Genomic DNA, 13,481 nt, shown 5'->3' with positions numbered 1-13,481 from the left:
TTTAAAAATAATCTCAATTTTGCAATAAAGATAAATTTCTATACCCTAATAAACTAAAAAAAAGATTATTTATTTTATCGGTATAGATTTTAACAGCAAAATGTATTCCAAAATGACGTATCCCGAAACTTTACAGTGGATGTTTGCCCAATTGCCCATGTATCAACAGCAAGGAGCATCGGCCTATAAGAAGGATTTGACCAACACGATTTTGCTTGCTAGGCATTTGGGAAATCCTGAAAAATCCATTAAATGTGTGCATGTGGCAGGTACTAACGGAAAGGGGTCTACTTCGTCCATGATTGCCTCGGTGCTGCAGGAGGCGGGTTATAAGGTTGGGCTCTATACTTCACCGCACTTAAAGGATTTCAGAGAGCGCATTAAGATTAACGGAGCAATGATATCGGAAGATTTTGTGGTCGATTTTATTGATGCGAATAAACCTTTTTTTGAAGAAAACCAGTTGAGTTTCTTTGAAATGACCGTTGGTTTGACTTTTGATTATTTTGCAAAAGAGCAGGTTGATGTTGCCGTGATTGAAGTAGGAATGGGAGGAAGGTTGGATTCAACCAACATAATTACGCCGTTGGTTTCGGTAATTACCAATATTGGTTTTGACCATACGCAGTTTTTAGGTACTACCTTGGAGGAAATTGCTGGTGAGAAAGCTGGTATTATTAAGCCGAATATTCCCGTTGTGATCGGCGAATATACAGAGGAAACGAAACCGGTTTTTTTAGAAAAGGCAAAAGTATGTAGTGCTGAGATTCATTTTGCTTCCGATTTGATTCAGAAAGAATATCCGTGTGGTTTGTTAGGCGATTATCAGGTGCATAATAAGAAAACGGTGGTGCAAACTGTTGAGGTTCTAAAAAGAAATTTTGAAATTTCAGAAGCTGATTTAGAAAAAGGCTTGTTGAATGTAGTGCGCAACACGGGTTTACTTGGACGTTGGCAGCAGATCCATTCCAACCCGAAGGTGATTTGTGATACAGCTCATAACAGTCATGGATTGAAAATTGTGCTGAATCAGATTCAAAAGGAAACATTTAAACAAGTGCATTTTGTTTTGGGAGTGGTAAACGATAAAGATTTAGATGATATTTTGCCTTTGTTTCCTAAAAATGCCAATTATTTTTTCTGTAGGCCTAATGTACCGCGTGGTTTGGATGAAAAAATTTTAGAGCTTAAAGCTGCCGAATTTGGTTTAAAAGGTAGGGTATTTAATTCTGTTTCAGAAGCTTATCGGAATGCTTTGCTTATTTCTAAGAGCAATGATTTTATTTATATTGGCGGAAGTACCTTTGTAGTTGCAGAAATTGTTTAAAATAATTTTGCAGAAGTAAAAAATACAACTATATTTGCACTCGCAATACGGGAAAAGCCGTTGCAAGATAAAAGGGCGATTAGCTCAGCTGGTTCAGAGCACCTCGTTTACACCGAGGGGGTCGGGGGTTCGAACCCCTCATCGCCCACCACTTTTATCAAAACATACTGATAATAAAAAGAATTATCGGGCGATTAGCTCAGCTGGTTCAGAGCACCTCGTTTACACCGAGGGGGTCGGGGGTTCGAACCCCTCATCGCCCACAGAGAAACTCTCAAGGAAACTTGGGAGTTTTTTTTATTGTATTTGTTAAGCTCGTATTTGATTTCGTAGATTCGTTGCTATTGATTTTTTCTGAACGTTTTGTTACTATAAACTAAAAAGCACTTCATTTGAAGTGCTTTTTAGTTTATAGTAGTTCTAAAGTTCGTTCCAGTGCCATGCCTCTGGACCCTTTTATTAAAATGGTTTTGTTTGTGGGTTTGTTGTTTTTAAAAGCTGAAGCGAAACTTTCAAAGCTGTTGTGGAAATGAAAATGTTTAATTTCGATTTTGTTTGTGTAAAAATCGTTACCTACAAAATGGGTTTCAATAGTTGGTTCGTTGTTAAGTAATTCGATTACTTTTTTGTGTTCTGCTAGGCTTTCTGTCCCTAATTCAAACATGTCACCTAAAATTGCAATTTTTGCACTTGCATCCAATTGAATAAAATTAGCAATGGCTGCGGCCATGCTGCTTGGATTTGCATTGTAGGCGTCTAATATTATCTGATTGCCGTTTTTCTCCATCAACTGTGAACGGTTGTTTGCAGGGGTGTAATTTTCTATAGCAGCTTTAATATCGGAGTCGGGTACATTGAAATAATTTCCAATTGTTATTGCGGCGTTAATGTTGTTGGCGTTGTAAATTCCAATTAGATGTGAATTTACTGTTTGGTTGTTGTATCCAATTTTTACCATTGGATTTGCTTCAATGGAATCGATTTGAATGTCGGCTTTTTCTGATTGAGAAAAAGTAATGCGGTTTAATTTGTTGGATTTCTCTCTTTGTGTTGGGTCATCTAAATTTACAAAAGCTGTTTTTTGATGCTCTTCTAAATACTGGTAAAGTTCGCTTTTCCCCTTAATAACTCCTTCGACTCCTCCAAAACCTTCAAGGTGTGCTTTTCCAAAGTTTGTGATGTAACCGTAATCCGGTTGTGCGATTTGGCAAAGCATTTCAATTTCTTTTTGATGATTGGCACCCATTTCTACTATTCCGATATCGGTGTTTTCATTAAAAGACAGCAAGGTTAATGGGACTCCAATGTGGTTGTTTAGGTTGCCAACAGTGGCCTTGGTTTTGTATTTTTTTGACAATACCACGTTGATTAGTTCTTTGGTGGTGGTTTTGCCGTTACTGCCTGTTAGGGCAATGATAGGTAATCCAAGTTCCTGACGATGGTACTTGGCTAGCTCTTGAAGTGTTTTTAAGCTGTCGGGAACCAAAATCATTTTCTCTTGGTCGGTAAGAAACTTTTTATTGTCAATAACCACAAAAGCAGCTCCTTTATTTAAGGCTTGCTGTGCGAATTCATTAGCGTCAAAATTGTCTCCTTTTAAAGCGAAGAATAATGAATCAGATTCTATTTTCCGTGTATCAGTAGAGATTGTTTTGCATTGCAGAAAGTACTCGTATAATTCCTCAATTTTCATATGAAAAGTATATATAAAAATAAAAGCCCTAAAATAGGGCTTTTATTGTAGAGTATGAAAATTTATTTTAATTAACCTCTTGGTTTTTTCTTGTTGTCTTTTGGACCTACTTTAGACATTGCGCAACGGAAACCAATGTAGTCAGTTGCCATGTCTTGTGGGTAGTATCTTCTTGAAGCAGGGTCTAGCCAATACGCTCTGTCTCTCCATGAACCTCCTTTGTAAACTCTTGAATCATCGTTTACTAAAGTAGTTCTTTTGCTCATAGCGGTTTTGTCGTACTGTCTGTTCATGTTTCCTAAACTGTCTACAGAAATCATGTGTTTAGGAGAGTTGTACATTACTTTTGAATCAGTTTTTTTATCTCCTTCTTCACTACCAGCAAAGTCAAAATAACGAGTAGATTGCTTGTCACCATCTCTATAGTTTCTGTTGTCAGAAGTAGAGAAGTTGTATCTTAAATAGGTTTCGTTTTCGTCAACTGGTACTTGTGCAATCTGACCAGGGAAGTTTCTAGCCATTACTTTGCCATTGCTTAATGTGTCGTATTTAACAGTTTCAGCAGTAACCATTTCCACTTTACCGTCTTCGCCAATTTTGTTTTTAGTGTAAACGTTACCACGGAAGTAGTTGAAGTCGTTAGCTTCGTCGTCAACCATTGGACGGTAAACGTCTTGTACCCACTCAGCTACGTTACCAGCCATATCATATAAACCGAAGTCGTTTGGTGGATATGCTTTAACTTTGTTAGTGATGTCAGCACCATCATCAGACCAACCTGCGATTCCGCCGTAATCTCCTTTACCTTGTTTGAAGTTGGCTAATTGATCACCTCTCATTTGGCGTTTTCCAGAGCGAGTGTATTGACCTTTCCAAGGGTATTTCTTTTTACCTTTATAGATATTGTACTCACGGATCCCGTTTAATGCAGTAGCAGCATATTCCCATTCAGCTTCGGTTGGAAGTCTGTACTCTGGCAAAATGATACCTGATGATCTTTGAGCAAATACGTTTTTAGGTTCGATGGTTTTACCATCTTTAGTAGTTTTAGGTTTAGCTGCTTTACCTTTTTTAGCACCTTTCCCACGGAAAACAATTTCTTCGTTTCCGCCACGAGCTGTAGAAGGACTAGCTAAATAAGCCTCGGTACTGAAAGTGTTTGATGCATCTACCTCATTGATTTTAGCATCTTTCTTCAAATACTGCTCTCTTTCAAGGATAGCCTCGTTCACACGGTCAGTTCTCCATTTGCTAAATTCAGAAGCCTGAATCCAGTTAACACCAACTACTGGGTAGCTTCCGTAAGCTGGGTGTCTTAGGTAGTTGTTGGTCATCGTTTCGTTGTATCCTAAACGATTTCTCCATACTAACGTGTCAGGTAGAGCACCTGTATAAATGTTTTTGTAGTTTTCTTGATCTGGAGGGAAAACGGTTTTTAACCAAAACAAGTATTCAGCATACATCATGTTGGTAACCTCAGTCTCATCCATGAAGAACGATTGTACGTGTTGCTGATTTGGAGTATTGTTCCAATCGTGCATTACGTCGTCCTCCACTTTACCCATTGTAAAGGTTCCCCCTTCAATGGAAACCATTCCTGGTGGAGTTTCTTGTTTTTTAAATTTGTCGTTGTATTGGAAACCACCTTTTTTGTCGTTGATTTTCCAACCTGTTGCTTGAGAACCTCCCTTAGACGACCCTTTTTTGCTGCAACTTGCAAAAGATATTGTTAGCGCTAAAGCTGCGAACATCTGTAAAGTCAAAATTCTTCTAATTTTCATACTTCAAGTAGGTAATAAATTTAGTGCCGCAATATAGTAATTAACCATTAAACTCCAACACCTTTTTTTCAAATTATTAAAAAAAATATAAAATACTGTTAAACTCTTCCGGTATAACGTTTTTGCATAACATATATTGTGTAAAATTAGCTATTCCCGAAAATATTTTATCTATTTGTAATAACTTTACCAATATAGCGTTACTAAAGGAATGAAAAAACAGTTACAGGTTATTATTTTTTTCTTTTCTTTCTTTTGCATGGCCCAGCAGAGGGAAGAGGTAGTTGTGGACTGGAAACCGGCAACTAATTATTATATTGATTCCATAGCTTATTTAATTCCTCAGTTTAATGTTAGAAATCTGGAGTTTAACCCTGCTACCAAGACGGTAATGTTTAAAAAACTTTTCCCAGCCCAAGGGGTTGTAGATGAGAAGTCTCTCGAAATTTCAAATATTGTTTACGAAACCATTTCAAAAAACGACCTTAAAGATCTTTCTTTTGATAATCTGCCAAATTCGATAAAAGCGTCTCTTAATTATAGTATAGCGCGAGATGTTTATAGTGGACTAATCACTTTTTCCCCAATAATTAATGAAGGCGGTGTTGTTCGAAAAGTGAAATCATTTACGTTTCGATATTCTTATAAGGCAGACTCGGTTAAAGATTCCTCAGCGCGTTTTACCTTGACCAATTCGGTTTTGGCTACCGGAGATTGGTATCGATTTTATGTAGAGAAATCTGGGGTTTATCGCTTAGATAAGGCTTTTTTACAGCGTTTGGGCTTGGATACCAATATAGATCCTAGGAGAATTAAAATTTACGGTAACGGAGGACGTATGATTCCGCTTCAGAATTCTGTTTACTATCCTAAAGATTTGGAAGAAAACGCAATTCAGGTTGTAGGTGAATCGGATGGAGTTTTCAACGATGGAGATTACGTGCTTTTTTATGCAGAAGGAGTAGATGTTTGGAATACAGACAGTTATACAAGTGTGAATTTATACGATTCAAAATCCTATTATTATGTTACGGTTCAAGGTGGGAATGGGAAGCGTATGGCTGCTTTAACTCAGCCAACTGCTGCTCCGGATAGAGTTTTTACCGATTTTGATGATTATCAATACCATGAAATTGATAAAATTAATGTGGGTCGTTTAGGTAGGAAATGGGTAGGAGAAGCTTTTAATTTTGAAAACAGTCAATCGTTTGGTTTTACTTTTCCGAATATTGTTACAAGTGTTCCTGTAAAAGTAAAAGTGAATGCGATTTCAGCCTCTTATAATGCTACGTCTTTCAAAGTTAAGGCAAATGGGCAGGAACTCGGAAGCATGAGTTTTACTCCGCTAAGCGCAATAGTTCACGTATCGGCCTATGAAAATGTGTTTATTGGAACCTACACTGCTACTTCGCCAAATATTTCCATTGGGCTTGATTTTGTAAATGGAGGAGTGCCTTCTTCAAACGGTTATCTGGATAATATTACGGTTGTGGCAAAAAGAAGCCTTCAGGGATATGGGCGTCAGTTTTTCTTTAAAAACGATTTGGTTCCCACAAATATTGGAGTTGCAGAGTATCAGTTCTCATCTGCAAACGGAATTTCACAGGTCTGGGATGTGACCGATATTTATAATGTTGAAAAATTGGATACTTCGGGACAATCCAATTATTCGTTCAAAGCGCCAATGGGATCTGAACGCCGTTATGTGGCTCTGGATATGGCGGATGTGTATGTGCCGCCTACGCTTTCTAATACACGAATAGCCAATCAGGATTTGAAAGGAACAATTTTTAAAAATAATCTGGGTGTTAATGAAGGGCTTGATTATTTGATTGTAACGCCTTCTTTTTTAAAACCTCAGGCTGAGCGTCTTGCTGAATTTCACAGAAACTATTCTCAGTTGAATGTGAAAGTTGTCGAGCTCCCTTTGATTTATCAAGAGTTTTCCTCAGGGAAACAGGATATTGGGGCAATTCGAAATTTAATCAAATACATTTACGACAACAGTGGTTTGTTTTCAAGTCATTCTTTTAAATACGTGAATTTGTTTGGGGATACTTCTTTTGATTATAAAAATGTAATATTCAACAATACCAATGTCGTTCCTGTTTTTCAGTCTGTTTTCCCTGTAAGTCCGTCATCAAGTGGAGGTTCTTCTGAAAATTTTTCGAATTATTCCACCTTTATGTCGGATGATTTTTATGTGCTCATGGGGGATAACGAAGGTACAATGCAAACTGCTTTAGGATTGGATTTGGCGGTTGGAAGGATGCTTGTGAGTTCTGTAGCTCAGGCTGATGAAATGGTAAATAAAGTAATTGAGTACCACGATGAGAAATCTTATGGGAGATGGAGAAATAATGTAGTTTTCCTTTCTGACGATGCAGAATACGGTACACAGGATTATACCCTGGAACTTGATTTAGATGGTCTTGCTGATGATGTGGTAAGTTGGAAGCCGTTCTTAAATGCAAAAAAGATTCACTCGGATGCTTATCTACAGGTTACAACTTCTGGGGGTGAACAATATCCGACGGCCAAAGCCGATTTTTTAAATGAGATTGAAAGTGGTGCTTTGGTGGCTAGTTATTTTGGACATGGAGGTGAAGACGGTCTGGCTCAAGAGCGCCTTTTTGAGAAAGTGGATGCGCAAAATCTTAAAAATCGCTACCGTTATCCTTTATTTGTTACAATAACCTGTGAGTTTACACGTTTTGATAATCCGTACCGGCCTACCGGAGGGGAGTATATGTATTGGAACAGGGCTGGAGGTGCAATTGCTTTAGTGACAACAACTAGGGAAATTGGAAAGGGGCCGGGTGAGGTGATTAACAGGGAATTGTTTTCTAAATTGTTTCCTGCTAATACGACAAATTATACTACTATTTCTGAGGCGTTGCGCTTAACTAAAAACGCGCAAACTTCTCGTGATAGAAATGTAGTCTTTTATGTTGGAGATCCGGCTTTAAAGTTGGCGATTCCTAAACCGGAAGTGCGCTTGACGAAAATTAACGATGTTCCCATTGCTCAATCTACGGATATTTTGAAGGCCTTGAGTTATGTGAAGCTTTCAGGAGAAGTTGTGGATGAATCAGGGAATTTACTCGCGAATTATAAAGGTGATTTGGCTGTGCAGATTTTTGATAAGAATATTCAGCGAAGAACTTTGGGTAATGATGGAACCTTTGTTGGAAACCAATTGTATATAATGCCTTTTGAAACTCTTGGGGAAACTGTTTTTCGTGGAAATGCCGCGGTGGTGAACGGTCAGTTTGAGTTTGGTTTTATTGTGCCTAAAGATATTATGATGCCGGTTGGAAATGGAAAAGTGAGTTTTTATGCGAAAAACACCCAACCGTTAGAGGACCATACAGGATACAGCAGAGATATCCGAATTGGAGACATCAATCTTAATGCTCCTACAGACAATCAGCCGCCGAAGATTCGATTGTATATGAATGACGAAACTTTTGTTTCGGGAGGGATAACCAATGCTTCGCCTATTTTGTTGGCTTTTCTTTCGGATGAAAATGGAATTAATACTGCTAGTGGTATTGGTCACGATATTGTAGCTATTTTAGATGGTGATGAAACCAAACCCTATATTTTAAATGATTATTTTGAAACCCAGCCAAATGATTATACCCATGGAGTTATTCGTTTTCCATTTAGGAATTTGGCAAAAGGTCTGCATGCCCTGACACTCAAAGTTTGGGATGTGTATAATAATTTTGCAATGGCGGATATTCAGTTTGTTGTTATGGGGGATGAAGACATGTCACTATCGAATGTTTTGAATTATCCAAATCCGTTTGTGAGTTATACTGAATTTTGGTTTTCGCACAATCATCCTTTCGAGCCTTTGGATGTTCAGGTGCAGATTATGACCATTACCGGTAAGGTGGTAAAAACCATAAATCAATCTGTAGCGACTGATGGCTTTCTTTGCAGGGAAATTCAGTGGGACGGTAAAGATGATTTTGGGGATCGAATTGGAAAAGGAGTCTATGTATATAAGTTAACGGTGCGTTCGTCTATTACAAATAAAAAGGCCGAAAAAATCGAGAAACTTGTAATCCTTTAATAAAATAGTATATTTGTTGAATTAATTTTAATGGTAAAATGAAAAAAATATCAATTGGAATCCTGTTTTTGCTTGTAGCACAATTAGTTAATGCACAAGATAGGGTGATTACCACAGGAGTTCCTTTTCTTTTAATTTCAGCCGATGCTCGAGCAGCCGGTTTAGGTGATATGGGAGTTGCTACTTCTGCGGATGTTTTTTCACAGCAGTACAATCCTTCAAAATATGCTTTTTCGCCTAACAAATATGGTTTTTCAGTAAGTTATACTCCTTATTTGACCAGTATTGCCAATGATATTTCGTTAGGGCAGGTGACTTTTTATAACCGATTCAACGATCGTAGTGCATTTGCGGCGAGTTTGCGTTATTTTGGTTTAGGAGATATCGAATTAAGAGAAACCGGTGATCCGAACGAGTTAACTCGAACAGTGAGCCCAAATGAAATGGCTTTTGATTTGTCGTATTCCCTAAAGTTAAGCGAGCAATTCTCCATGGGGGTTGCCGGACGTTACATTCGTTCTGCGCTAAAAGTACAATCGGAGAATGTGGATGCTTCTGCGGCAAATTCTTTTGCGGTTGATGTTTCCGGGTTTTACCAGTCGGAAGAAATTGCGTTAAGCGACTTTAACGGGCGTTACCGTTTAGGATTTAATTTCCAGAACCTGGGGCCGAAAATCTCTTATGATGGAGATGTGGAGCGCAGTTCGAACTTTTTACCTTCGAATTTAAAGTTAGGAGGAGGTTTTGATTTCATCATGGACGAGTACAATAAAGTTTCCGTAATTGGTGAGGTTAATAAATTATTGGTTCCAACTCCGGAAAAAGTGGTTCCAACCGATAGGAATGGAGATGGAAACATCGATCAAAGCGAAGTAAGTACCGCTTATTCAGAAGCAAATCAACGTTACAGAAAAATTGGCTGGGCTTCGGGTATTTTTAAATCTTTTGGGGATGCGCCCGATGGTTTTGGTGAAGAGTTGAAAGAGTTTACCTGGGCTTTAGGAGCAGAATATTGGTATCAAGATTCTTTTGCTTTTAGAGCGGGGTATTTCAATGAAAGTATAGAGAAAGGGGCAAGAAAATTTGCAACGATTGGTGCAGGATTCAAATATAATATCGTAAAAGTAGACGTTTCGTATTTGTTCTCTACTTCGAAAGTAAGAAACCCACTGGAAAATACACTGCGATTCTCCTTAACATTTAATTTTGGTGATTCGTATGATGATTTATAGGAATAAAATTTAATTAATAAACTATCCAAATTCGTTTTGAATTTGGATTTTTTGTCTGTAATAATGTGATTGAATGAAGAGTATTAGTGTTACATCAACGTTTTCGGTGTTTGATTCCCGTGAAGATCTTGCTTTAGAGGTAAATGAATTGATGGGTCAGGCGATTAAAATCAGGAAAAAAGCTTATGCCCCTTATTCCAAATTTAGAGTGGGAGCGGCTATATTGTTGGATAATGGTAAGGTGGTGTTGGGTTCTAATCAAGAGAATGCTGCCTATCCGTCTGGGTTGTGTGCAGAGCGTGTGGCTATCTTTCAAGCAGGGGCTATTTATCCGGATGCTAAAATTTTGAAAATTGCAATTTCTGCAACGGCAGATGATAAAGAGATTTCTGATCCGATTCCTCCTTGCGGTGCGTGCCGTCAGTCGATTGCTGAGTATGAATTTCGTCAGGATGTACCCATTGAAATTTATTTTATGGGAGCAGTTGGTAAAGTTTATAAATCAGATTCTTTAAAGAATTTGTTGCCCCTGATGTTTGATAAAAACTTTTTGTGATATTTATAAAATCCTGAGTTTAAATTTTCACTTCTTAATAGGAAGTGTTACTTTTGCATTTCGCAAAATTGTGAGAAACAGAAAAGTGCTTTTTGTCTTGTTATGAGAAGTGCTTGTAAAAAGCAAACAAACGAATGAAACCAATTACAAAAGAAGTTTACCTAAAATGGTACGAAGACATGCAGTTCTGGAGAAAGTTCGAAGACAAACTCGCTGCATTATACATTCAACAGAAAGTTAGAGGATTTCTACATTTATATAACGGGCAAGAGGCGGTTTTAGCGGGAGCTTTACACGCTATGGACTTGTCTAAAGATAAAATGATTACCGCTTACCGAAACCACGTTCAGCCTATCGGAATGGGGACAGACCCGAAAAGAGTAATGGCTGAATTATTAGGTAAGGTAACCGGAACTTCGAAAGGTATGGGGGGATCCATGCACATTTTTGATAAAGAACACGGTTTTTATGGTGGGCATGGAATTGTAGGAGCACAAATCCCCGTTGGAGCAGGAATTGCTTTTGGAGATAAATATTTTAATACAGGTGGAGTAACCTTAACTTATTTTGGTGATGGAGCTGCACGTCAGGGATCACTTCACGAAGCGTTCAATATGGCGATGTTGTGGAAACTTCCGGTAGTTTTTATTGTGGAAAACAATGGATATGCGATGGGAACTTCGGTTGAAAGAACGGCTAATCATACCGATATCTGGAAATTAGGGTTAGGTTATGAAATGCCATGTGGACCTGTTGATGGGATGAACCCAATTAAAGTAGCCGAAGCAATGCACGAAGCTATCGAAAGAGCACGTCGTGGCGATGGTCCAACGTTCCTTGAAATGAAAACGTATCGTTACCGAGGACATTCAATGTCGGATGCACAACATTATAGAACCAAAGAAGAAGTAGACGAGTACAGAAAAATCGATCCGATCACTCAGGTTTTAGACATTATTAAAGAAAACAACTATGCAACTGAGGCTGAAATTGAAGTTATCGATCAGCGCGTGAAAGATTTAGTAGATGAATGTGAGAAATTCGCCGAAGAGTCTCCGTATCCAGAAGTAAATCAGTTGTATGATGTTGTATATGAACAAGAAAATTATCCATTTTTACCACATAAATTATAATCGATTATGGCAGTAGTAATTACCATGCCGCGTTTGAGCGACACCATGACCGAAGGAGTTGTGGCAACTTGGTTAAAAAAAGTGGGAGACGTTGTTAAAGAAGGAGACATTCTTGCGGAAATCGAAACGGATAAAGCAACAATGGAATTTGAATCTTTCAATGCGGGTACGCTTTTGCATATTGGAATTCAGGAAGGCGAATCGGCTCCGGTAGATTCACTTTTAGCAATTATAGGGCAACCAGGTGAAGATATCTCGGCTTTATTAAGCGGAGCAAGTGCACCGGCAGCCAAAACTGATGCGGCACCAGCTGTCGAAACTAAAGCAGAGGCTCCGGCAGCTACAGCAGTTGAAATTCCGGCAGGCGTGAAAGTGGTAACCATGCCACGTTTGAGCGATACCATGACGGATGGTACGGTAGCCACTTGGTTGAAAAAAATAGGAGACACCGTAAAAGAAGGTGATATTCTTGCGGAAATCGAAACGGACAAAGCAACGATGGAGTTCGAATCGTTTAACGCCGGAACACTTTTATATATTGGAGTTAACGAAGGGCAAACTGCTCCGGTTGACAGTATTTTAGCAATTATTGGCCCTGCAGGAACAGATGTTTCGGGTATTGCAGCCAATTTTAAAGCTGGCGGAAGTGTTGATGCACCAAAGACAGAAGCTAAAGCGGAAGTGATAGTGCCTACTTCGGCAACAGCACCAGTTCAAAATACCAATGCGAGTGGAAGAGTGTTTGCTTCTCCTTTAGCTAAAAAAATTGCACAGGACAAAGGAATTGATTTAGCACAAGTAAAAGGTTCAGGTGAAAACGGAAGAATCGTAAAAAGTGATGTAGAAGGATTTACACCACAGGCTGCTGCTTCTCAAGCGGTTGTGGCTTCTGCTTCTGCACCGGCTGTAAAACCATTTGTTCCGGCAGGAGAGAAATTCCAAGAGGAAATCAAAAATTCGCAGATGCGTAAAACAATTGCACGTCGTTTGGCAGAGTCGAAATTCACGGCACCGCATTACTACTTAACTATTGAAGTAGCGATGGATGAAGCCATGAAATCGAGAGCGGTTATCAATACCGTACCTGATACCAAAGTATCATTCAACGATATGGTGGTGAAAGCATGTGCGATGGCACTTAAAAAACATCCACAGGTAAATTCACAATGGAGAGAGGATGCAATGATCATCAATCATCATGTAAATATTGGTGTTGCCGTTGCCGTTGAAGACGGATTGGTTGTTCCGGTATTGAATTTTACCGATCAAATGAGTTTGTCTCAAATCGGTGCTAACGTTAAAGATTTAGCAGTAAAAGCAAAAAATAAAAAACTGACTCCGGCAGAAATGGAAGGAAGTACTTTCACGGTATCCAACCTGGGAATGTTCGGAATCCAATCGTTTACCTCGATCATTAACCAACCGAATTCTGCAATTTTATCAGTAGGGGCTATTGAAGAAAAACCAGTAGTAAGAAACGGACAAATTGTTGTGGGTAATACGATGACAGTTACATTGGCGTGCGACCACAGAACCGTAGACGGAGCAACTGGGGCACAGTTCTTACAGACTTTACGTCAATATTTAGAAAATCCAGTAACGATGTTGGCGTAAGCCCGTTGTTTTTAATAAATTAAATCCCGTTTTGAAATTCAGGACGGGATTTTTAGTATTT

8 protein-coding genes and 2 tRNA genes are annotated in these 13,481 nt (G+C 38.7%); 8 read left to right on the top strand and 2 right to left on the bottom strand.

Features of this window, described 5'->3' with window-relative positions; translation table 11 throughout:
• Positions 1-112 precede the first annotated feature (112 nt).
• From LZZ90_RS07765 to LZZ90_RS07755, 3 genes are all read left to right on the top strand, one after another.
• Entirely contained in the window at positions 113-1,327 is a 1,215-nt protein-coding gene (locus LZZ90_RS07765; RefSeq protein WP_237790111.1) for a folylpolyglutamate synthase/dihydrofolate synthase family protein, read from the top strand.
• A gap of 73 nt (positions 1,328-1,400) precedes the next feature.
• Positions 1,401-1,478: transfer RNA gene (locus tag LZZ90_RS07760), tRNA-Val, on the top strand.
• Between the two features lie 37 nt (positions 1,479-1,515).
• A tRNA-Val gene (locus tag LZZ90_RS07755) sits at positions 1,516-1,590 on the top strand.
• Between the two features lie 146 nt (positions 1,591-1,736).
• On the opposite strand, the gene murF is transcribed toward LZZ90_RS07755, so the two are convergent.
• Together murF and gldJ are read right to left on the bottom strand one after the other, a co-directional pair.
• Positions 1,737-3,020 (bottom strand): UDP-N-acetylmuramoyl-tripeptide--D-alanyl-D-alanine ligase, encoded by a 1,284-nt coding sequence (murF, locus tag LZZ90_RS07750; protein ID WP_237790110.1) that lies wholly within the window; start codon positions 3,018-3,020, stop codon positions 1,737-1,739.
• A 71-nt stretch (positions 3,021-3,091) separates the two neighbouring features.
• Positions 3,092-4,801, bottom strand: a complete 1,710-nt coding sequence (gldJ, locus tag LZZ90_RS07745) for a gliding motility lipoprotein GldJ (RefSeq protein ID WP_237790109.1) — start codon at positions 4,799-4,801, stop codon at positions 3,092-3,094.
• Positions 4,802-5,012: 211 nt separating this feature from the next.
• Between gldJ and porU the strand changes: the two genes are divergently transcribed.
• From porU to LZZ90_RS07720, 5 genes are all read left to right on the top strand, one after another.
• Positions 5,013-8,885: a type IX secretion system sortase PorU gene (gene porU, locus LZZ90_RS07740; RefSeq protein WP_237790108.1), complete on the top strand. Its 3,873-nt coding sequence runs from the start codon at positions 5,013-5,015 to the stop codon at positions 8,883-8,885.
• A 38-nt stretch (positions 8,886-8,923) separates the two neighbouring features.
• Positions 8,924-10,117, top strand: coding sequence for a type IX secretion system outer membrane channel protein PorV (porV, locus tag LZZ90_RS07735; protein WP_237790107.1), 1,194 nt, complete (start codon positions 8,924-8,926; stop codon positions 10,115-10,117).
• Positions 10,118-10,190: 73 nt separating this feature from the next.
• The gene (cdd, locus tag LZZ90_RS07730; protein ID WP_237790106.1) at positions 10,191-10,673 is read left to right on the top strand and encodes a cytidine deaminase; all 483 of its coding nucleotides are present in this window, start codon (positions 10,191-10,193) and stop codon (positions 10,671-10,673) included.
• Positions 10,674-10,807: 134 nt separating this feature from the next.
• Complete coding sequence (gene pdhA / locus LZZ90_RS07725) at positions 10,808-11,806, top strand: pyruvate dehydrogenase (acetyl-transferring) E1 component subunit alpha (protein WP_237790105.1); 999 nt, start codon at positions 10,808-10,810, stop codon at positions 11,804-11,806.
• A 6-nt stretch (positions 11,807-11,812) separates the two neighbouring features.
• Positions 11,813-13,420 (top strand): pyruvate dehydrogenase complex dihydrolipoamide acetyltransferase, encoded by a 1,608-nt coding sequence (locus tag LZZ90_RS07720; RefSeq protein ID WP_237790104.1) that lies wholly within the window; start codon positions 11,813-11,815, stop codon positions 13,418-13,420.
• Positions 13,421-13,481: the final 61 nt, after the last annotated feature.

The sequence above is a fragment of the Flavobacterium sp. SM15 genome (assembly GCF_022012335.1).
In the GTDB taxonomy this organism is placed as follows: Bacteria; Bacteroidota; Bacteroidia; order Flavobacteriales; family Flavobacteriaceae; genus Flavobacterium.
This window is presented reverse-complemented; position numbering and strand designations above follow the sequence as displayed.

Coding starts and splice junctions, on each gene's coding strand:
- porV (WP_237790107.1), top strand. CDS start 8,924: ATGAAAAAAATATCAATTGGAATCCTGTTTTTGCTTGTAGCACAATTA.
- porU (WP_237790108.1), top strand. CDS start 5,013: ATGAAAAAACAGTTACAGGTTATTATTTTTTTCTTTTCTTTCTTTTGC.
- pdhA (WP_237790105.1), top strand. CDS start 10,808: ATGAAACCAATTACAAAAGAAGTTTACCTAAAATGGTACGAAGACATG.
- LZZ90_RS07720 (WP_237790104.1), top strand. CDS start 11,813: ATGGCAGTAGTAATTACCATGCCGCGTTTGAGCGACACCATGACCGAA.
- gldJ (WP_237790109.1), bottom strand. CDS start 4,801: ATGAAAATTAGAAGAATTTTGACTTTACAGATGTTCGCAGCTTTAGCG.
- cdd (WP_237790106.1), top strand. CDS start 10,191: ATGAAGAGTATTAGTGTTACATCAACGTTTTCGGTGTTTGATTCCCGT.
- murF (WP_237790110.1), bottom strand. CDS start 3,020: ATGAAAATTGAGGAATTATACGAGTACTTTCTGCAATGCAAAACAATC.
- LZZ90_RS07765 (WP_237790111.1), top strand. CDS start 113: ATGACGTATCCCGAAACTTTACAGTGGATGTTTGCCCAATTGCCCATG.